Origin of the sequence: Allobaculum sp., from assembly GCF_047010065.1 — a bacterium.
GTDB lineage: Bacteria > Bacillota_I > Bacilli_A > Erysipelotrichales > Erysipelotrichaceae > Allobaculum > Allobaculum fili.
In genome coordinates, this window is record NZ_JBKXLD010000036.1 from 1 (window position 1) to 20,704 (window position 20,704).

The 20,704-nt window shown below is 51.9% G+C and carries 20 protein-coding genes and 1 tRNA gene; 8 read left to right on the plus strand and 13 right to left on the minus strand.

What is annotated here, in order from left to right:
• The 5 genes from ACLUYS_RS04700 to ACLUYS_RS04720 all read left to right on the plus strand — a co-directional run.
• Positions 1-460: gamma-glutamylcyclotransferase family protein (locus ACLUYS_RS04700; RefSeq protein WP_412659257.1), on the plus strand; the 460-nt coding region annotated here is incomplete at its 5' end.
• A gap of 256 nt (positions 461-716) precedes the next feature.
• Positions 717-1,493 (plus strand): HD domain-containing protein, encoded by a 777-nt coding sequence (locus ACLUYS_RS04705; RefSeq protein WP_230268460.1) that lies wholly within the window; start codon positions 717-719, stop codon positions 1,491-1,493.
• A 103-nt stretch (positions 1,494-1,596) separates the two neighbouring features.
• Complete coding sequence (locus tag ACLUYS_RS04710; protein WP_230268461.1) at positions 1,597-2,577, plus strand: Cof-type HAD-IIB family hydrolase; 981 nt, start codon at positions 1,597-1,599, stop codon at positions 2,575-2,577.
• Positions 2,570-3,442, plus strand: coding sequence for a thymidylate synthase (thyA, locus tag ACLUYS_RS04715; protein ID WP_412659259.1), 873 nt, complete (start codon positions 2,570-2,572; stop codon positions 3,440-3,442). The genes ACLUYS_RS04710 and thyA overlap by 8 nt, the downstream gene beginning before the upstream one ends.
• Complete coding sequence (locus tag ACLUYS_RS04720) at positions 3,439-4,005, plus strand: dihydrofolate reductase (RefSeq protein ID WP_288876122.1); 567 nt, start codon at positions 3,439-3,441, stop codon at positions 4,003-4,005. Before thyA ends, ACLUYS_RS04720 begins: the two co-directional genes overlap by 4 nt.
• Before the next feature lie 214 nt (positions 4,006-4,219).
• On the opposite strand, the gene ACLUYS_RS04725 is transcribed toward ACLUYS_RS04720, so the two are convergent.
• Together ACLUYS_RS04725 and ACLUYS_RS04730 are read right to left on the minus strand one after the other, a co-directional pair.
• Positions 4,220-4,564: a hypothetical protein gene (locus tag ACLUYS_RS04725; RefSeq protein WP_230268455.1), complete on the minus strand. Its 345-nt coding sequence runs from the start codon at positions 4,562-4,564 to the stop codon at positions 4,220-4,222.
• A 107-nt stretch (positions 4,565-4,671) separates the two neighbouring features.
• Entirely contained in the window at positions 4,672-5,754 is a 1,083-nt protein-coding gene (locus ACLUYS_RS04730) for a 6-phosphofructokinase (RefSeq protein WP_230268454.1), read from the minus strand.
• 354 nt (positions 5,755-6,108) lie between these two features.
• Between ACLUYS_RS04730 and ACLUYS_RS04735 the strand changes: the two genes are divergently transcribed.
• Complete coding sequence (locus ACLUYS_RS04735; protein WP_230268453.1) at positions 6,109-6,651, plus strand: hypothetical protein; 543 nt, start codon at positions 6,109-6,111, stop codon at positions 6,649-6,651.
• 174 nt (positions 6,652-6,825) lie between these two features.
• Here the strand turns inward: ACLUYS_RS04735 and ACLUYS_RS04740 are convergent, their stop codons facing one another.
• The 9 genes from ACLUYS_RS04740 to ACLUYS_RS04780 all read right to left on the minus strand — a co-directional run bounded on the left by ACLUYS_RS04740 (position 6,826) and on the right by ACLUYS_RS04780 (position 15,834).
• Positions 6,826-7,689 carry a DUF1905 domain-containing protein gene (locus ACLUYS_RS04740; RefSeq protein ID WP_412659261.1) on the minus strand — a complete coding sequence of 288 codons (864 nt, stop codon included), beginning with the start codon at positions 7,687-7,689 and terminating at the stop codon, positions 6,826-6,828.
• 83 nt (positions 7,690-7,772) lie between these two features.
• Positions 7,773-8,633, minus strand: coding sequence for an ABC transporter ATP-binding protein (locus ACLUYS_RS04745; RefSeq protein ID WP_230268451.1), 861 nt, complete (start codon positions 8,631-8,633; stop codon positions 7,773-7,775).
• Between the two features lie 18 nt (positions 8,634-8,651).
• A complete protein-coding gene (locus ACLUYS_RS04750) occupies positions 8,652-9,620 on the minus strand; it encodes a FecCD family ABC transporter permease (RefSeq protein ID WP_412659262.1) in 969 nt (322 codons plus the stop codon).
• The gene (locus ACLUYS_RS04755) at positions 9,613-10,620 is read right to left on the minus strand and encodes a FecCD family ABC transporter permease (protein WP_412659264.1); all 1,008 of its coding nucleotides are present in this window, start codon (positions 10,618-10,620) and stop codon (positions 9,613-9,615) included. Before ACLUYS_RS04755 ends, ACLUYS_RS04750 begins: the two co-directional genes overlap by 8 nt.
• On the minus strand, positions 10,620-11,579 hold the full coding sequence (locus tag ACLUYS_RS04760) for an ABC transporter substrate-binding protein (protein ID WP_412659265.1): 960 nt from the start codon (positions 11,577-11,579) through the stop codon (positions 10,620-10,622). The genes ACLUYS_RS04755 and ACLUYS_RS04760 overlap by 1 nt, the downstream gene beginning before the upstream one ends.
• Before the next feature lie 338 nt (positions 11,580-11,917).
• A complete protein-coding gene (locus tag ACLUYS_RS04765; RefSeq protein ID WP_412659267.1) occupies positions 11,918-12,427 on the minus strand; it encodes a nitroreductase family protein in 510 nt (169 codons plus the stop codon).
• Between the two features lie 242 nt (positions 12,428-12,669).
• On the minus strand, positions 12,670-13,140 hold the full coding sequence (locus ACLUYS_RS04770; RefSeq protein ID WP_412659275.1) for an NYN domain-containing protein: 471 nt from the start codon (positions 13,138-13,140) through the stop codon (positions 12,670-12,672).
• Positions 13,141-13,155: 15 nt separating this feature from the next.
• The gene (locus ACLUYS_RS04775) at positions 13,156-15,192 is read right to left on the minus strand and encodes a GTP-binding protein (RefSeq protein ID WP_412659269.1); all 2,037 of its coding nucleotides are present in this window, start codon (positions 15,190-15,192) and stop codon (positions 13,156-13,158) included.
• 18 nt (positions 15,193-15,210) lie between these two features.
• Positions 15,211-15,834, minus strand: a complete 624-nt coding sequence (locus ACLUYS_RS04780; RefSeq protein ID WP_230268283.1) for a histidine phosphatase family protein — start codon at positions 15,832-15,834, stop codon at positions 15,211-15,213.
• Between the two features lie 381 nt (positions 15,835-16,215).
• On the opposite strand from ACLUYS_RS04780, the gene ACLUYS_RS04785 reads away from it, so the two are divergent.
• Positions 16,216-17,745: a hypothetical protein gene (locus ACLUYS_RS04785; protein WP_288340260.1), complete on the plus strand. Its 1,530-nt coding sequence runs from the start codon at positions 16,216-16,218 to the stop codon at positions 17,743-17,745.
• 395 nt (positions 17,746-18,140) lie between these two features.
• Here the strand turns inward: ACLUYS_RS04785 and ACLUYS_RS04790 are convergent.
• Positions 18,141-18,216, minus strand: a tRNA-Lys gene (locus tag ACLUYS_RS04790).
• Positions 18,217-18,512: 296 nt separating this feature from the next.
• Between ACLUYS_RS04790 and ACLUYS_RS04795 the strand changes: the two genes are divergently transcribed.
• Entirely contained in the window at positions 18,513-19,625 is a 1,113-nt protein-coding gene (locus ACLUYS_RS04795; RefSeq protein ID WP_412659271.1) for a peptidoglycan bridge formation glycyltransferase FemA/FemB family protein, read from the plus strand.
• Positions 19,626-20,124: 499 nt separating this feature from the next.
• Here the strand turns inward: ACLUYS_RS04795 and ACLUYS_RS04800 are convergent.
• A partial coding sequence (locus ACLUYS_RS04800) for a hypothetical protein (protein ID WP_412659273.1) occupies positions 20,125-20,704 on the minus strand: 580 nt, incomplete at its 5' end.

Sequence of the window (20,704 nt, forward strand, 5' to 3'; positions counted from 1 at the left end):
ATACTATGCAGCTTATGGAAGCAACCTCCATCTCGAACAGATGAAAGAACGATGCCCGAACGCGATCCCGATCGGAACCGCCCGTCTTGCAGACTGGAAGCTCGTCTTTAAAGGAGACAAGGGAGAGTTTTATCTCTCGATCGTCCCAAAGAAGGGGGCTTTTGCGGATGCGGGCATCTGGCAGGTGGACGCTCAGGACGAAGCCGCGCTTGATGAATACGAGGAATATCCCGCGCTGTACAAAAAGTTCACGCTGGATTTGCCCGTCAGTTTTTTTGACGGACATCGCGAATCTCTTCCTGTGTTTCTTTACGCCATTCCCCTGGGCTTTGCGGATGGCAGGCCAGAAGAAGAGTACGTACAAATCTGCGAAGCGGGCTGTCACGACTTTGGTCTGGATCCGGCGCCTTTGTTTGCGGCTCTGGAAAGGGTGCCGGCGCAGACCGGCCAGAAGTCCTGAGCCTGGAAAGGAAAGAAGATCCGACAGGGCAGCGTGGCCCGAACAGCAGCCCTAAACAGGAAACCAGACGATCGCTCTGTATGAAACAGGGCGTTTTTTTTCAGGCAAAACGAAAAAACGAACACCGATGCAAATCTGACCCAGATTGGCTGATTCGGCCCATTTCTGGCTGCATGATATAAAATAGGCATGCGCAAACCGGCGCAAGAAACAAAATCGGTTTGACGGATCGTCCGTCAGGAAGGGAAGAAGAACCATGCGTGAAGAAGAGCGTTTTACTGAGTACGTGCAGAACTACAATCCGGAGGATTCACAGATTCGTCTGAAAATCATCCATACGTGGAAAGTCGTTTCAGCCGCGGATCAGATTGCCGAAAATCTGAACCTGAGTGAAGAAGAAAAGAAGCTCGCCCATCTGGGAGCGCTGTTTCATGACATCGGCCGCTTTGAACAGGTGCGCCGCTTTCATACGTTCATGGATGCGAAAAGCGTCGATCATGCCGCTTTAGGCGCTGAAATTCTCGCACAGGAAGATTTCTTAAACGAGCTGTCCAATCAGGAAAAAGAAATGGTCATTCAGGCCGTTTCCGTTCATAACAAGCTTTCCATTCCCGATATGGATACCGGCTTTCAGCGCGTTCTCGATCAGATTTTGCGGGACGCCGACAAAGTGGACATTTTCCGGGTCAGCGCAAAGGAAGATCCCATGGATACGACCGGCGCCCCTTTATCCGCTCTCAAAACGCAGACGATCACGCCCGCCGTTTACGAGGCGCTCGTCGAGGGACGAAGCGTTGATCGTTCGAGCCGGATTACCAATCTCGATTTCTGGATGTCCTTTCTCGGCTTCATTCCTGATCTGAACTTCCCAGTTTCGTGCCGTATCGTGCTGGAACAGGGATTCTGGCGTGAACAGCTGGACCGTATGGTCAATGAACAGCTGGTCGAAGACGAAATGACAAGAGAACAGATCCAGACACTGCTTGACCTTTCCGCAAAGCGTCTGGAAGAAAAAGCCGCTCTCGCCGGTTAAGCTTTATAAATCCGAAAAACAAAACGGCTTTTCGAAAAGGCATATTCTGCGAAAAGCCCAGCGACAGATCAGGCGGCAAAGCGCCTGAAAAAGGAGGAGGCTTATGAAACCCGTAACGCTGATTGCGGTCGATGTCGACGGCACGCTGCTCAATTCGCAAAAGAAGCTCGATGAGAAAACCCGTCAGGCCGTAAACCGCCTGAAAGAATACGGAATCCTGTTTGGGATTATTTCCGGACGCCCGGTCGAAAGCGGCGTCATTCTCAGCCGCCAGTGGGGCATTGAAAATTCGATCAGTTTTTTAGTCGGCATGAACGGCGGTGCCATTTACGACATGCGCACAAAAGAAAAACAGACCTTCGCGCATCTCGACGGCAAACTGGTCTGGCAGATCTGTGAAATTTTCCGGGAAATCCCCGGCATTCATTTTGAACCGATGATCGGCAACCGCCGCTATGTGGAATTTTCCACACCGGAAACGCTCGCCATTGCCGAGCAGTTTGGCGAAGAGGAAATTATTGTCGATCTCAAGGAGTTTCTGGAACATCACGATGTGGACAAGCTGGTCATTCGCAGCCGCGCCGAAGATCAGCCGCGCATTAAGGAAATCGCAGCAGCGCATCCGTTTGAAGGGGTAGTGAGCTTTCCCACCGCGGACGTTCTTTACGAATACGTCGATCCGAAAATCAATAAGGGATTCGGCCTGGACCGCATTTGCGAACATTATGGTCTGAACGAAGAAAACGTCATCGCTTTTGGCGATGAAAGCAACGATATTGAAATGCTTCAGAAAGCCGGAGTCGGCATCGCGATGGGCAATGCCACGCCGCCGGTCAAGGCGATCGCGGATGTGGTTCTGCCCTGGACCAACGATGAACACGGCATTGCCCGCTATCTGGAACAGGACGTTCTTCCAGAACAGACCGGCCGCCTCGAAGTGCTCCCGGCATCGACGTACACTTCATTGCGCGCCCCAGAAATGCCGGCAAATCCAGAAGCCGATACGCCTGCGCAGGGGAGGGAAACTGCCGCTGCAGGCGGCAAAGAAGAAAACCAGCAGAGAAAGGGGAAAGGGAATGTCTAAATGGGATGAAATTTACTGCGGCCTTTGCGAGACGATTCTCAGCGAAGGAACGATCGTTTCCAACCGTACAGGCGTGGATACGAAAAAAATTCCGTTTGCCCACTTCACGCTGAATGTCGGCGAAGAATTTCCGATCCTGACCGTCAAGCAGCTGTTTTTACGGCAGGCGGTTCTGGAAATGTTATGGATTTATCAGGCGCAGAGCAACGATGTGCGCTGGCTTCAGGAGCGCAATGTGCACATCTGGGACGAATGGGAAATCGATGAAAACGGCGACTGGCTGGAAGTAAATACCGGCCGGGTGCTCAAGCATTTCGATCCGTCCATGGCGCATACGATCGGTACGGCGTACGGCTACATCGTTCGCAAGTACCATCTGATCGACAAGCTGATCGATTCGCTTAAAAACCATCCGGAAGACCGGCGCCGGGTCATGTCTTTATGGCAGGATGCGGAACTCGATACGGCGGTTCTGCCCAGCTGCGTCTGGAGCAGCGAATGGGACATTACCGATGGAACGCTTAATGTACTCGTCCATCAGCGCTCGTGCGACGTCGGTCTGGGTCTGCCGTTTAACGTTACGCAGTATGCGGTACTGATGTGCATGATGGCTCAGGTGTGCGGACTGAAAGTCGGACGCCTGGACTGGTCGATTAAGGACGCGCACATTTACGTCAATCAGCTGGAGCAGATGCAGGAACTTCTGCAGCGCTGGCACACGAATGAGCCGCTGCCGGCACCGAAGCTCTGGCTCAACCCGGAAGTGAAAAACTTTTACGACTTTGACAGTTCGAAAGAACTGAAGGACGTGCATCTGGAAGGGTATCATCACATGGGAAAACTGCGGATGCCCATTACCCAGTGATCCGCCTTGACGCCATCGCCGCAGTGGGCAGAAACGGCGAAATCGGCTGGAAGGGCGATATGCCCTGGAAGCGCGGCCTTAAACAGGATCTGAAGTTTTTCCGTAAGGTGACAATGAAGCGCCCGGTCATCATGGGCTGCAACACGTGGAAGTCGCTGCCTGGACTGCTTCCCGGCCGTCTTCATCTTGTGCTCACGTCCCATGAAATCAATCGCGAAGGCGTGCTGACCTTTTCCACAGTCGAAGACTGCCTGAAGTGGCTGGACGCGTATAAAAAGCAGAATGTACATGCACCCGAATCCATAGCACTGGATCACGGTACGGTATTTGAACAGCCTGACGCTTTTGTGATTGGCGGGGCTTCGATTTATCGCGCCTTTCTGCCGTACTGTTCGCGCCTGATCCTGACGGAAATCGATGCGGACTTTGAAGCCGACACGTATTTTCCGGATTTTGATCGAAACCAGTATTCCCGCCAGGTTCTCGATGAACAGGAAGACGGCAGCTATCACACCCGTCATGTGGTGTGGATGCGAACGACAGATCCTGCAGGCGAAGAATAAGAAGCGCCGGAAAACCAGTCGGGGAAATCCGGATCGAGAATCTCGAACCGGATGATGCAAAGCCCGATGTTTAAACTTAAGAAATGCATGCAAAAGGCTGCCTTCCTTCGAAGAAACCTCTTCGTCGTAAGGCAGCCTTTGTGTGTTGAATCGATTTTAGAATCGGGTTTATAGAACGTTCAGAAGGATATGTTCAGGATAATCCGGTCAGCGCTTAGTGACGGCCCTTGACCTGCGCAAGCTTGCGGATCATGTCCTTTTTCTCCTGCTCAAGCTGGAGTTTCGCTTTTCTGGCTTCTTCTTCCAGTTTGCGTTTGCCCTTCACAGCAAGGATCACTGCGGCGCCGGTCAGAGCGGCAACGGCGGCAGAAGCCATGGCGATACCGAACAGACGGTCGTCTTCTTCTTTTTTCATGGCAGCGCGATGATCGGCTTCCAGAGGAATCATGGAATTGGCTACATGATTTTCTTCCGCGCGCAGAAGATCGATGAGCAGTGCTTTGCGGGCATCGCTGCGCAGATTGAGCGCTTCGTTTTTAACTTCGTTGAATTTTGACATAGGGGTACCTCCTGGAGGATCAACACCTCTCCTGTTTCTTCGTATACCTTCAGTTTAGCCGGGACAGGGGAATATAGCGTACGGCTTGACTGAAAGAGAACACGCCGCTATTTATCGCCAAACGAAATGCCAAGCATTCTGGCTTCCTGAATGATGCTGGAATCGGGATCGACGAGCTTGAGCTTGCCGGCGATTTCGGCAAGCGGCACTTTGACGATTTCGCGGTTGCGATAGGCGACCATGAAGCCGTATTCACCCTGGCAGGCCATGCGTCCGCCCTCAGCGCCCAGACGGCTGGCGAAAACGCGGTCGTAGGCGTCCGGCATGCCGCCGCGCTGGGTATGACCTGGAATGGTTACGCGGACTTCCTTGCCGGTGGCTTCTTCAATTTCTGCGGCCAGTTTGTAGGAAACGGACGGGAACGTGTAGCTTTGCAGGCGCTTCTGGTATTCCTTCTTGGACAGCTTCTTGTCTTCGATCGAAATCGCGCCTTCGGCAACGGCGAGAATCATGAAGCGGCCGTGGTTATTCGTTTTCTTTTTCTTAACGACATCGAGAACGACGTTCAGATCGTAGGGGATTTCCGGAAGCAGAATGATATCGGCGCCGCCGGCCAGTCCGGCGTTGAGCGGCAGCCATCCGGTTTTGTGGCCCATGATTTCGACGATAAATACGCGGCCATGACTCGAAGCAGTCGTGTGAATTTCATCGATCGCGCGGGTCGCAATATCGACCGCGGACTGGAAACCGAACGTCATGTCGGTGCCCCAGAGATCGTTGTCGATCGTCTTCGGCATGCCGATGACATTCAGACCTTCCTGGGAAAGACGGTTGGCGGTTTTTAAAGAGCCGTTGCCGCCTAAAACGATCAGGCAGTCGAGTTCGAGCACATGATACGTTTGCTTCATGAGCTTGACTTTGTTATTGCCGTTTTCATCCGGCTTGTCGAGATCCTTGAACGGCACCCGGCTCGTACCGAGAATGGTTCCGCCGCGTGTCAGGATGTCGTTGAAATCGGCACTCGTCAGCATGCGGTAGCGGTTGTACATCAGGCCTTTATAGCCGTCTTCGAATCCGTAAAACTCTACGGGTTCCTTAGCGTTGTTCATGGCGGAAAGGTAGATGGCACGCATTGTGGCGTTCAGCGCCTGGCAGTCTCCTCCGCTCGTAAGCATTCCAATTCGAAGCATTGATAATCCTCCTCACTCTGTTTTCAGCTTTAATTCTTTCTCTATTTTAAAACGAATCGATTCAAACCGGGGACCGGATGTATAGTTTTTCAATCCTGTCGAAAAATCATGATTTTTTAAAGGAAATCGCGTAGGCAGAAGAGTATGCGATTTGACGTTGTAAGAAAAGGCGGTCATCAAAGCCGGGAAAACGCTTCCTCTACTATTAAATGAAAGTAAAGAAAGATGTACCTGAACCAGTCGAACTGCCCTTCAAGTTTTACACTTGCAAAAAGACATGTCCCTTCGTTCCAGGTCCGGGCAGAATGTACTGCCTAATTCCGGGCAGAATGTACTGCCTAATATGGAGGTAATATGAAAACAAGATCACTTACAGCGCTCGCGCTGCTGTCTGCGTTAATGATTGCGGGATGCTCTTCCGCTCCGGAAACAAAAACCGAATCTTCGGCTTCCGAACCTGTATCTTCCGTTGAAGAATCCAAGGAATCCAAAACGGAAACGTCTGCTGCTTCTCTTGAAGACATCAGCATGGCCTTCTCGAACGCCGGCTACAGCGTCAGCGATGTCGTAACCGAAGGCGACAAGACGACCTTTACCGCCGAAAACGACAACGGTTCCTTCCAGGTTGAAGGCCAGAACTTCGAAAACGAAACCGAAGCGTCTCAGACCTACGAAACCAGCGCTTCCCAGCTTGAAGACGACGGCTATCTGGAAGTCGAATCCTACGATGCCGATCAGAAGCAGACCCGCGTACTGCTCAACGACTACAACACCGTATACGGCGTAGCCGCCATTAACCGCGAAGCCAAATCCGTAGTCACTCTGCAGGACATCCCGGAACCTGCCCTCGACGGCGCCAAGAGCGTTCTCGAAATGCTTGGCTACCCTGTTAAATAAGCGTCTTTTTCTCCTTTGACTTTTGAATCCGCGCCATAGACAGGCGATCTTATCAAAGACGCCGAGTCGTTTGCGGATCTTCGTGCAGACCCTGAAATCCTCAGGGTCTGTTTTTTTGGCGCTTTTCAAACCGCACAAACGCTCGGAAAACGGAAGCAATTCAACGTCCGGCATTCAAAATTCCAAATTCGGAATCTTCCCAATAAAAAAGCCTCCGGTGGTTCGGAGGCAAAAGAAAATCGTCAGGCAAGGCTCAGAACGCAGAGGGGACGATTGTCTGGGTTTAACGGATTCAGGTTTCAAAGCGGCATCGACGGCTTCCTGGTTTTGCAAAGTCCATTTCGCAATGGCGGAAACGAGCGCTTCATCGATTTTTCCATACCGAATCTGAATAGTGCCTTTACTCGTCTTATAGACGTTGAGTTCGTTTTTAAACTGTTCGATCGCTTCTGGGCCTGGATACAGACCAATATGGTTTTTGAAGCCCGCAAAGTGAATAAGGTTTCGCTTTTTCCAGAATGTCGGCATGCTCCATGAAATCTTTTCGATCGTATTCGGCATTGCCTCACGCAAAATGCGCTGCATCGTTTTCAGATCCGCCTGCCAGGATTCAGGCTGCCTCTGAATGTATTCGTCTACGGTTTCCGGTTTGGATCGAACCGGCGTCTTTTTGTCCCTGGAGGAGGCAGGTCTGGTTTGCTTAGAAACAGGTTTTTCTTCCTTAACGGAAGATGGATCTGTCTGTATCGGTTCAGAAGAACGATCGGTTTTCTTCGACATCTGCCGGTCTTTTAAAACGACGTGCACGCGATCGCCAAAGCTCTTTCCCAGTGCTTTTCTTACCTGCTTGTTCAGGCCGATCAGATAAAACGGCGTTTTCATGGGCACGACCTGACCGGAATAGGGAACGTTATCAAACCGGGCGTCGACCAGCCAGCGGTCTTTTTCCGTCCGTTCGCGTATGTCATAGGGCACTTCAATATAGGCAGCATCCATCGTTCCGTTCTGCAAAATAACGGCATCAAATTCAATTTCCATTAACGATCACCTCATCCATCACAACTAGAGAGTACTCACAAAAAAATCGGCTGGACATCCGGCCGATTTTTTCGATTTCAAAATCAGGATCCGGAAAGCAGCCGATACGAAACCATGGTCGGCTTGCCGGTCCAGGGATCCTTTTCGATCAGGGCGTCCAGACTGAAAACGTCTTTCAAAACCGGAGCACTCATGATCTGTCCCACATTTCCTTCGTGCAGGATCAGTCCGTCTTTCATGGCGACCAGATAGTCGGAAAAGCGTGCGGCCATATTCAGATCGTGGATGACGATGACGATTGTCTTCTGCTTTTCCTTATTCAGCCGTTCAAGCAGTTCGAGAATTTCCAGCTGATGCGCCATATCGAGATACGTCGTCGGCTCATCTAACAAAATGAGCGGTGTATCCTGCGCCAGAGCCATCGCGATCCAGACGCGCTGGCGCTGTCCGCCGGAAAGCTGATCCACACTGCGATCGGCCAGTTCCAGCGTCCGGGTGTCTTTCATCGCCTGTTCGACGATTTGGCGGTCTGTTTCGTTCATCGTGCCAAACCCTTTCTGGTACGGATAGCGGCCAAAGCTGACGAGCTCACGGACGCTCAGACCGGCCGGCGCCGTCGGTCCCTGCGGCAGAAGGGCGAGCTGACGGGCGATTTCCTTCGTCCCCATATCTTTCATGTTCTGATTGTGCAAAAGGACTTCACCGCCCTGCAGCGGAAGAATGCGCGCAAGTCCCTTAAGCAGAGTGGACTTGCCGCAGCCGTTTGGGCCGATGATGCTCGTGATCTGCCCCTGCGGAATTTTTACGTTCATTTCGGGAATGATCGTTTTATCGGAATAGCCGATTTTCAGATGCCGGCCTTCCATCGCGTACGCAGACTTCGAATCGGAAGACTTCAAGGTACGATCCGGCATAGATGGATTTACTGTTTCGTTGTGTTCCATAAAGAGACTCCTTTTGGCTTATTCCTTGACGAGCAGGTACAGGAAGTACGGTGCACCCAGCACGGCAGCGGTAATGCCGACCGGCATTTCGTACGGTAGAAACCAGGTACGGGAAATGATATCCGCAAACACCATCAGCACACCGCCGCCCAGCGCGCAGGCGGGAAGCAGATGGCGATAATTCGGACCGACCAGCCGCCGGCAAAGGTGCGGGGCAATCAGACCGACAAAGCTCAGACCGCCGCCGATGCTCGTGCAAAACGCACTCAGCGCAATGGCCCCAATCAGAAACAGACGGGAAGACTTTTTCGTGTCGATGCCAATTCCTGTCGCCAGCGCTTCCCCAAGCATCAGCCCGTTCAGGGTTCGTGAAAAGTAGAAGATCAGCGCCCCGACTACAGTAAGACCGATCGCCAGACGGATGACGTTTGGCCAGTCGGCGCCCCAGATGGTGCCCGCAATCCAGTTTTGGACGAAGGCGTACTGCGAATCGGGCATTCGCAGCATGAGGATGGTCGTCAGGGAAGTGACGGCCAGGGAAATGGCGACACCCATCAGCAGGAGCTTTTTAGGATGAATGCGCCCATGGCTGTACGCCAGACGGTATTCGATCCAGAAAACGCCGCCTGAGCCCAGAAAGGCAAGGATCGGCATCATCAGCGACCAGTTCGTATTGCCGCCCTGATAGAAGACGATAAAAATCGCGATGGCCAGACCGGCTCCGGCGTTAATGCCAAGAATGCCCGGTTCAGCCATATCGTTGCGGGTAACCCCCTGCAAAACTGCTCCGGAAAGGGAAAGTCCGGCACCGACCAGAACGCAGGCGAGAACCCGGGGAAGACGAATATCGAGCAAAACGGGATTGTCCGCAAACAGCTCCGATAGGGGAATCTGCGCGTAGCCGGCATTCAGATCGAAAAGAATGCCCAGAACGAGCAGAACGGCCATGAGCAGAGGAATCCAGATTTGTTTCTGTTTTTTACGCATCGGTTTCTTCCTCCTTTCGGCTGATCCAGATGAAAGCCGGAACACCGATCACCGCAAAGATCAGGCCGACCGGCGTTTCTGTCGGCGCATTGAGGGTACGGGACAGAATGTCCGCCAGAACCATCATCAAGGCGCCAAGCATCATGGAGCAGGGAAGAATGGCTTCATACCGGCCGCCCGCAATGCGGCGGACGATATGGGGAATGAGAAGACCGACAAAGGCGACCGGGCCAGCAAGCGCAGTACTCGTACCCGCCAGAAGCAGGACGACCAGAATCGTCAGCAGCCGGGAGCGATTGAGATTCAGACCGAGCGAGCGGGCTGCTTCTTCGCCAAGCGAAAGCAGGGAAACCTGTCGGGAAAGCAGAAGGGCCGCAATTAATGCAGCAATTAGGACCGGTGCCGCGATTTTAAGCTGATCCATGCGGATACCCGCCGTACGGCCGGCACTCCAGAAGGTCAGCGACTGTCCGGTATTCGTCAAAATGGAAATGCCCTGGGTCAGCGCGGTTAAGAACATGCTTACCGCAAGACCGGCCAGAACGAGGCGGGTTGCATCCAGTTTTCGATGCTTCAGTAATAGCAGACCGAACACCAGAAAGACGGAAACGGCCGCCCCAAGAAAGGAGACAAAAATCGTCAGACCAAACGTGACATTGGAAAAGAACGCCAGACAGAGCGCCACACCGAAGGAGGCACCCGCGTTAATGCCAAGCAGACCGCTGTCCGCTAAGGGATTTCGCGTCATGCCCTGCATGAGCGCGCCGGCACTGGCCAGACCGGCCCCGACAAGAAGGTCGCCGATCGTTCGCGGCAGGCGCAGTTCCACGACGGCGATTTGCTGGTGACTGGTCAGATCCGGGCGAAAGAGCGCTTCGAGTACGGTCTGCCAGGAAATGTCCGTACTGCCCAGAAAGACAGAAAGGATCGCAGCGAAAACCGCTGCGATCGTAAGAATCACCAGAAAGAAGATCGTTTTCTTCGTACTGGTCTGCATCATTAGTTCTCCTGGAATTTCTCGAAAAATTCGATGAACAGATCGGCCTGCTTATTGAGCGTAATCGGATCGCGATGCATGAAGGCTACCTGTTCATATGGGAACGTCTTGCCGTTCTGTACGGCCGGCAAAGAATTCCAGAGATTGGAAGACGTTACGAAAGCCGGATCGGTACCGTCCAGTACGCCATACAGAACGAAGTCGCCGGCATACTCGGGCAGAGCTTCCAGAGAAATGACTTTATACGTTTCGTCCCCGTCGACCATGGTGCTCTGAATAGGTTCTGGGGCTTTCAGTCCCCACATGTCATAAAGGATGGATCCGCCCCGGGCAAAGTGAGAGCCCATGGTGTAAATCTGCTGCGGCCAGACTTCGAGAATCGAAACGGTCTGATCGCCGACGATGTTCTGGATTTCTTCCTTTTTGGAATCCACTTTTTCATTGAAGGCTGTGATATAGTCTTCCGCTTCTTTGGATTTGCCTACAAGATCGGCAACGTAGCGGAATGTATCTTCATCGCTGCGCTTGCCGTCCTGAATGTAAACGGTCGGCGCAATTTTTGAATACTTGTCGTAGTCCGCTTCGGTAATGGTGACAATCAGATCCGGCTTGGCTGCCGTAAACTGCTCGAGTGTCGTTTCCGCGGAAGTGATGTTCATCGGTTCGATGCCGTCTGTGAGGCCATCCAGATACGGATTGTTTAAAGCGTACGGAGAAGCAATCACCGGTTTCACATCAACCGCAAGAAACTCGCCAAGATAGTAGTCGCTGACAATGCGCTGCGGATTCACGGGTATTTCCACTTCGCCCTTATCGGTCTGAACCGTGCGCATTTCGGAAGCGGCTGTCGAATTCGAATCATTCGAACTCGAGCATGCGCCCGCAAACAGAGCCATGGAGGCGATAACGAGCAGAAGGATCGCATTGCGCATGACTTTTTTGAATGGGAAGGCTGAACTCATAAATTTACCTGCTTTCTATTCTTTTCTTTTCTGTTTTATCGATCGACCAGAAAAGAGCTGGTTCAGACGATCCCTGCAAAACGTTACTGTTTTGCCTGCCTGACGAGCGGAATCGATTCCGTCCGTTCAAATCCAGAATGGTAAAGATCAGAATGAAAAACCGTTCTTTTCGGTCGAAATTTGCCTTGGATTGATGATTAGTATCGACTAACTATTTTGGAAAGTCAAGCCCGAAGACTTGTTTTTAAATCTCCTCTTACCAGAAAAAAACTCCGCAGAATTCAGTGACCTGCGAAGCAAAAATGATAGTCGTCTTTTTAGAAAGCGAAGAACGCCGGCTATTCGATCCAGCGAATACGCTCTGGATCAAAACGTTCAGTTACATGAACGTCCTGCTTTGGATAGCCAAACGGAACCAGCGCAATCGATTCTAAAGTTTCATCCAGCTGAAGAACATCCGCCATATACTTCATTCGGTCTTTCAAAGGGGCTACGCCAAGGCAGACGCCGCCCAGACCGAGCGCTGTGATTTCCAGAAGCAGGTTTTCGATGCAGATGCCCATGTCGATTTCATTGTAGGGCTGACAGCTGTTCTCCTTGCGACACAGAACGGCAAGCAAAACCGGCGCGCCGGCCGCAAAATGCGAATACGGAGAAATGCCGGCCAGTCGGGTTTTCATTTCCGGATTGGTGATAACTGCAAATTCCCAGGGCTGGCTGTTCATGGCGCTAGGCGCCTGCATGCCGGCTTTGAGAACATCGATAATCTGTTCGCGCGATACGGGCTGATCGGTCCACGCCCGCACGGAAGCGCGTTTAAAAATTGGATTTTCACTGCAGGATTCCATAAGGTTCCTCCCCGGCTCCTGAGGAAATGTCGCAATACGGTAAGAACTGCAGAGCGGCAAAAACGTGCAGGAGCTTCTTTTTTCTTCAGTATAGTTATCGCGCAGGCAAAGCGCAGAGGGAATGAACGAAAAGCACAGACGAGAACGGCGCCTGGAAAGGCGCACGCAGATTGTTTTCAAGTGCTCTCTATCCTGCGCAAAGAAAAACGATGGCCTGTTCTGTCATCGACAGGCCATCGTTTTTAATGCTTTTTAAGTGCTGCAAAGGCGCTTTCGTTGACGGAGAGAACTGCGCGTTCGAGTTCTCTGGCGGAAATTCTTGTGGCGCCATGGGAGAAGACGGAGTTCTGAATGAGGCCGTCGCTCGTGGCGGCAATGCAGTAAAATTTGCCTTTGAGATCCGCGGCCTTCTTTTCAATCCAGGCATCTGCGCTGATGCCGGATGGCGTGTACACAATCGAAGCGGATCCGTTTTTGGAAGAGGAGCCGGGATTGCCTTTGCGGCGGTTGCCGTCAAAGACCACGATCAGCGAATACCCTTTGTACCCCTGGTAGTTGATGAGCAGACTGATCAGCTCTTCGCGCGCATCCGATAAAGAATGCGAGGAAATTTCGCGCAGAGACGGCCATGAGTAAATCATGTTATACCCGTCGACGATCAGAACCGTTGGCAGATGCGAGAAGGTCGTAACCTGCGTTGGTTCGAGCGACAGGTCGGTTCGTTTCTTTTAGGATGGACCGGCTTTTTTCGCGTTCTGGTTGCTGCCGCCGGCGTTCTGGAAGACGCGGTTCAGCTCCTGCGCGGAAACTTTGGACGAGTTGATCGAAATCGAAGAAACCGTCTGGGTATTGTCCACGGGCGGAATGTGCAGGTGGTCTTCCACCTCATCCCATTCGATCGTAAGGCCGACACCGTTCGAGCAGAATACCGATCCCGAAGGATAGAAGCGGTCGAGGCTTTCGTCGTAGCCGATCTGTTCGATGACTTCCTCGGCGTTTTCGCAGCGGTCGTAGCCGTCGTTTTCCACGGAAATATCGGCACGCCCTTTGGAAAGGGAGGCAAGTGTCGTATTCAGATTCATCAGCGTGCTGACCGGACCGCGTCCGGTAATGCGCATTTTTCCCGATTCCATTTCTTCTACCTGAACTTTGGCGCGTCGGGTTTCGAGTTCGTACAAAATGCGGGAAAGATCTTCGGCAGGCGTTGTGATTTCAAAACGGAAAAACGGTTCCAGCAAGACGTTCTGCGCCTTTTTCAGGCCCTGGCGCATCGCCCGGGATGCTGCCTGACGGAAGTCCCCGCCCTGCGTATGTTTCTGGTGAGCGCGGCCGGCGATCAGCGTGACATGAATATCCGTCAGCGCGGATCCGGTCAGAATGCCTTTCTGGACGTGATCCGAAAGGGAAGAGAGAATGAGCCGCTGCCAGTTCAGAGACAAAACGTCGCGGGGAACTTTGGACGAATACGTCATGCCCGATCCGCGTTTGCCCGGTTCGAGCATCAGGTGCACTTCGGCATAGTGGCGAAGCGGTTCAAAATGGCCGTAGCCAAAGACGGTATCGTCAATCGTTTCCTGGTAGACGATTTTCCCGTTTCCAAATTCGCATAAAATACCGGTGCGTTCGTAAATCCGGTTTTTGAGAATTTCTTTCTGAATTTCGCCCATCAGACGGATGGAAATCGTCTGGGACGCTTCATCGAATTCGATCTGAAGCATCGGATCTTCCATCATCATCTGCCGCAGCGGCGCCATCATCGTGACCGGATCTACACCGGCCGGCAAAATCAGTGCGTAGCACAGGGAAGCGCTCAGCTGCGCTTCTTTGCGCGACGTCTCAAAACCGAGTCCGTCGCCAGGTTTCAGATTCTGAAGCCCTTTGACCAGAACGATATCGCCCGCCGAAGCTTCCTTGACGGGACGAATGGACTGTCCGTTCGCCATGAAGAGCTGATCGGCTTTCTGATCGCCGCGCTCATCGTGAATCACATCTTTGGCGTGGAGCGTTCCGCCGGTCAGCTTAAGATGGGCAATCGGCGCCTTGGCGGAATCGAGCGTGATTTTAAAGACGCGCGCCCCAAATTCTTCTGGATATTCCTGTTCTGGCGTATAGGCAAGCAGAGCATCGAGCAGTTCGCTGATGTTTTCGTTTTTCAGTGCGGAGCCAAACAGCACCGGAAATGCCTTGCGCTCCTTGACGGCCTGCGCCATGGACGCGGGGGAGAGGGTTTCGGTCTGTACAAATTCATCGAGCAGCTTTTCGTCGAGCGCCGCAAACTGTTCGATCCAGTCGTCCACGCTCAGATCTACGATTCGGGTATCCAGATTTTTCTCAATGTCCGAAAGCAGTTCTTCTTTGGAATAGGACGTCGCGTCCATCTTGTTGACAAAGAGGATGGACGATACCTGATACGCATCCAGGCATTTCCAGATTGTGCGGGTATGCGACTGTACGCCATCTAATGCACTGATCAGAACGATGGCCGTATCGAGAATGGAAAGCGAACGTTCCATTTCAGCGGAAAAGTCGGCATGGCCCGGCGTATCGATGACATTGATCGTTGTATCCTTCCAGGTGAAGGAAGCCTGCTTGGAATAAATGGTAATTTTTCGTTTTCGTTCCTGCTCGTCAAAGTCGAGAAAGGCGTCCTGATGATCGACGCGTCCAGCCTTGCGGATCTGGCCGGAGGTCAGAAGCATGCTTTCAATACAGGTGGTCTTTCCGGCATCGACATGCGCAAGAATCCCGGTTGTGATGGTTCTCATTTGCATCTTCCTTTCTCTCTATCTTTTTTCTTCATGCGCATCGTCATCGCGGACACATGAAGACGGAGTCAGCGGCTGCAGGCTGTCCCGGTGCAGCGTATCGGTATCGAATACCTTCACCTCACAATTTTGATAGAATGCGCCGGCATAGGCTTCATTATCCATGCCTTTGAAATAGTTTTCAATCACCCGGCAAATTCCGCCGTGGGTTACGAGAAGAACATTATGCGCCTTTGACGGATACTGTTTCTGAAGCTCGTCGAGAAAGGTGTATACCCGGGCGGCCACATCCAGAAACGATTCCCCGCCTTCAAACGGCTTGAAGTACTGATGCTTTTCTTTCTGGTATTCGGGATCATTGCGCAGAGCGCCTTCAAAAACGCCAAAGTTCTGTTCGATCAAAGCCGGGGCGATTTTCATCGCAAAAGGAAAGCTCGTGTTTTTTGAAATGGCCTCTCCGGTCTGCATGGCCCGTTTCATGGGCGAGCAGTACACGGCGTCAAAGGCAATGTCTTTCAGTGCTTTACCTGCCTGATCGGCCTGCTTTAAACCCGTGTAATTGAGCGGTTCATCCGTTCGGCCCAGAACGCGGTTCTGATGGTTAATATTTGTTTCTCCGTGACGAATCGTATAAATTTTCATGATAAAAGTTCCTTTCTGTCATCGGCTTTCGTCGACGGCCGCAGAGGGATATGGAATTGACTGCAGGAAGGACAAACGCCGTTCAAAAGCGGCTCTGGAAAACGCAGTCAGTTTATAAGGCTGTTTCAAAGACGTTGCTTCATCTGTTTTTAAGGAAAACCGGCAAAATCAGAACGGTCCTTTTAAGCCGGCGAACATTTTGGGACAAAGCGCATGGTCAGCCACCTGACAATCCGTTCCTGCAGGGACTGGTTCTGTTCTTTACTATAACCGGTTGAAGAAAGGCGTGCCGTTTCAAAAACGAAGAAGCCGGCTTGTGCCAGACGGGCCCAATCGAACAGGCCCGCAAATTTTGAGCAAGTACATGAAGGAGGGAAAAAGATGAGAGATTCACACAACGATTTTTTTGGCGGTACCCAATCGTCAGAAGATACAAAGAAAGAAACCGTGTATGAAGAGGATCTGCGTGAAGAAGATCTTTATCTTTTTGAAGATCCGAAAACGGCGACATCTAACGACATAAATTCAGCTGCTCAGCCGTCCAAACCGGTCGTTTTGCGTCCTCTGCCGCAGCAGGCAAAACCGGATCTGTCCAGTACTGCTTCCAGAGAACAGCCAAAACGAAGCGTACCCCAGACGGATTTCCGCTCGCGCAGGGATATGCCGGATATTCCGGCTGATGCGCAAAGCAGCCCATATGGGAAGACATCCAGATCTTCGGACTTTGCAGAAGAAATGGACGAGTATTCAAATCCCTCTTCAGGTTATGATGCAGACCACTGGGATCCCGCCTGTGACGAAGATCGTTACGACATCCATACCGGTCAGGATTCTGACTTTGACGATGCGCCGTACGAAGACGATCAGCCTCTCCTGCAAAGAGAATACACAGAAGACGACAGCCGTTCGCGAAGAAGCCGCCGCTCTTCCAGACGTTCCCGCAAAGACCGGGATCGGGACGATCGCCGCTCATCCAGAGCGCAGGATCGAAAGGAAGCCCGTGCAGCCCGCCGCCGCGAAGACGACGAAGATAAGGAGGACGCATACTTCAATCATCGCCAAAACAGAGAATATGTACAGGACAACGATCCAGAACCGTCTTCACGCAGATCTCGCAGTCGAACAGCGCCATCCGATGAATATGATGACGAGTACGAGACGCATGCCCATTATGAGGACGACCCTCGAGACTCCAGAGACCGCTCCGGCCGTCGAGGGGGAGGCATTCCATGGATTTTGCAGACGGTACTCTATTCGGCTTTAGGCCTTGGCCTCGGCCTTTTTGCCCGCTATATTGATCTTCATCCTTCCGACAGCACGATCCAGTCGCTGGCCGTTTCACTTTCGGATCTTCCGTTCTGGATGATGTGTGCCGTCGGGATCAGCGTCTATTCCAAAAACGGCCTGGCGGCGTTCGCGAACGTTCTGCTGTTTTTCTCCTTCATGGATATTGCCTACTACTGGTATTCCTATCAGTACGATGGAACGCTTCTGATGAAGCTCTTCGTCTTCTGGGGTCTGCTGGGGGCGGCGAGTTCGCTGCTGGCGCCATTTGTGCATTACGCCAAGTCGAAGGGCGTATTCGGCTTTGTGCTTTCTGTACTGATTCTTGCGGTGCAGGCGATTCTGACCGGTTGGTCGGTGATCGGCTGGAACTTTCTCTGGTTCGTCGGCTCGATGCTGTTTCTTTCCCGCAAATCCATATTCATGACGCTGCTCATGGGTCTGGCCGGCGGTCTGCTTGGCATTGGCGTCTGGATGTATCTGCATCAGATCGGCGTGAGCAGTCTGCTTCGCCATTCCACAAGGACCGGTGAAGAATCGGCTTTTATGGTCTGGATTAAGCAGACGGATCTGAGTGTCTGGCTCGAACAGCTTCTGTACCGTCTGGGCATGGTTCCTGGTCAGTAATCAAAAACAATCGGAAACTATCTCTTATTGGTTAACGTTTTCCCTTCGATTTTCTCCCTGTTCTTTCGTTTTTCTGCCCGCTAGTGTGCGCCAGGCACATACAGCGGGCTTTTTGACGGCACAAAAAAATCCAGCCGCAAAAGGCGACTGGATTGGAAAGTTTCTGAAACCGATTTTTTCGTTATAGCCGTTCGTAACGGACAAAGGGAACCGCCAGGATGAGGGGAGCAGCAGACCTCAGCGGCGAAATAGAGCGCACGACTCGGCACGGTCTGAAAAAGACCGTCCCCGGAAGGAGGCTGCAAAGGAAAGCAGGATGCTAAGGAAAATGGAAAGTCTCGCTCAAAAAAGCGCAAAAAAATCGAACACTGTGAAGTGTTCGATCTGGTTTCAAGTGGTGGATCCTTAGGGATTCGAACCCTAGACCCACTGATTAAGAGTCAGTTGCTCTGCCAGCTGAGCTAAGGATCCATGATTTGTTTTGTCCTGAGAACTTGCGCCCTTGTGACTGCCTGAACATAATAACACAGCTGGGCCGGAATGCAATTCTAAAAACAAAAAAATGAAAAAAAGTTGATTTTCAACGGGTGTGTAAAAATTAAGGCGCGTTCGATTCGAACACAGAACAGACACAAAAGAAAAACGATGCATTTGCAATTGAAGAAAGGCTGCCTAAAATGTTAGTTCGTTCGCCGTCCCCTCAAATTGGAAGAGATATTGTGACAGGGTATAATGAAGGCGCGTTTATTAAAGATTGGAAGATATTCATGCGAATTGAACAGATTACTATTGAACAATATGAAAAATTTATCGAAGACAGCCAGTTAGGCTTTGTCTTCCTGCAGATTCCCTCGTACGCGAAACTGTATGACCGTTTCATTCTGGCGGGAATCAATGACGAAAACCGCATTACCCATGCCGTCATCGTTGAACCCAAACCCGCTATGAAGATGTGGAAGTTTGCGTATACTGCCGGAGGCTTTTTAAGCGATGACCGCGCTCATGACGCGGACTTCCTGGAAGAAGCTTCCGAGTATCTGAAAAAGGAAGGCTTCATTCTATGGCGTATTGAATCGTCTGTGGAAGTAAAAGAATACGACCGCGAAGGCGCCGTTGTGGAAGGCGGCTTTGACAACACGAAAGAGCATCTCGCTCTCGCCGAAAAAAACGGATTTCACTGGCACGAATCGCCGTTAGGCACCGATACGAGCCATCAGATTACATGGCAGTCGGTCGTTGAGCTCAAAGACGGCATCAACCAGCACCACAAAGGCTATCAGGGCAAGCTCACTCCGGAAATTCCAAACCGGGACATTGCGGATATCGACAAGCTGATGTCCGGCAGCTCGAGAAAGTATACCCATAAAGCCGAACGCGAAGGCTTTACGTTGACCATCAGGAATCCGTCCGAAATGGAAGAGCAGGACTGGGCCGATATCGAAGGCATGCTTGACAAGTCCGGCGAATACAAGAACTTTGATACCGGATCCGGCGAAAAGCGCCGCGATCTGGCCAGCGTATCCGACGGTTACTGCAAGCTCGTCAAAGTCCACAATGCGGATGGACAGCTGGTTTACGGCGGCTACTGGTACGTAACCAACATGGAAATGTTATGTTACTTCGGCGGAATTGACCGCAGTGCCGTCCGCTATAACCTTTCCGGCTTCATCCATCATGAGATGTATAAGCACGCCCTTGAACTCGGTCTGGAACGCTACAACTACGGCGGAATCAGCGGCTACTTTGAAAAGGGTCAGGACGGCTACGGCAGCTTCTTTTTCAAACGCGAACTCGGTGCGACCGTTGTTCGTACGTTCGGCATTTTCGACAAACCGCTCAACGCGATGGGCAAAATCTTCGAACAGCGCCTGAACAAGTAAATCCGAAAGAAATTCAGCCGGCAATACAGTTCAATCCGGAATACAGGAAGAAACGGGAGCAATCGACAAGCGCTCGCATTCAGACGATTCGCTTTATAAAGCCAGTCGTTTCGATCCTGCAAATTCACAAATCCGATTCACAGAACAGACTTAGAAATCCAGCGGGATGGTCAGTCACACAGGACAGGCCATCCTGCTGCTTTTTTATACCCAGACGAAATAAATACGAATATCCGCTTTCGACATTCATCCCGCAACCGTGTTTCGCTCAAAAAACGTGCATCCTCCGGCACAGAAATTTGTCGATACGAATTGGCAGAAGGGGCCGTGTCGAAGCGAATCGGCGAGACAAATGTGTCGAAGCAAATGGGGCGAAGGGAGCGAGCAAAGCGGATAGCAGAAAAAATCCCCTGTTCAAGTCGTGAACAGGGGAAGAAAGAACGAAGTAAATTTCTTGCGGGCTGTGGTTGAAATGCAGCCAGGAAACGAGGTGTACGGGCTAGTCGAGGATCTGGTAAATCACGTCTTCGGTATTCTCGTCATCGTAAACAATCTGGTAGGAAATGCCGCCGGCGTCGAGAACCTGCGCATCGCGCTCCGTACCTGCGATGTAGTCGATATCCCAGTTTTTGAGCATCGAAACGGGCAGATTTACCTGTACTACGTCGCCCGAAGGGCTGGCAATTTCCAGATCGCCGTCCGGAATCAGGGAAACGTAAATGTGCGCGTAACGGTTAATTTCGTCTTCAAACTTGTGCTCCGGATCGATGAGTTCCCATTTTTCGAAATCCGGGTAGAAGTTGACGCCGTTAACGACTTTGACGCCATTGGCCATCATCAGCGCCTGACGCAGATCGTTTTCGGTCGTCAGCCACCAGGCGTCAGGATTTTTTTCACGAATCTGTACAGCGGCCTGTGCCATGGGGTATTCGGCAACGCTCGCCGTTCCCTGCATGATCGGGTTGACAAGCATGCCGCTGCCGGCTGTCCATGCCAGCATGCCGCAGAGGGTCAGCTGACGATAGCGGGTAAAGGCCAGCCAGAACAGGAATGCCAGACCGATTGAGAAGACATAGAAC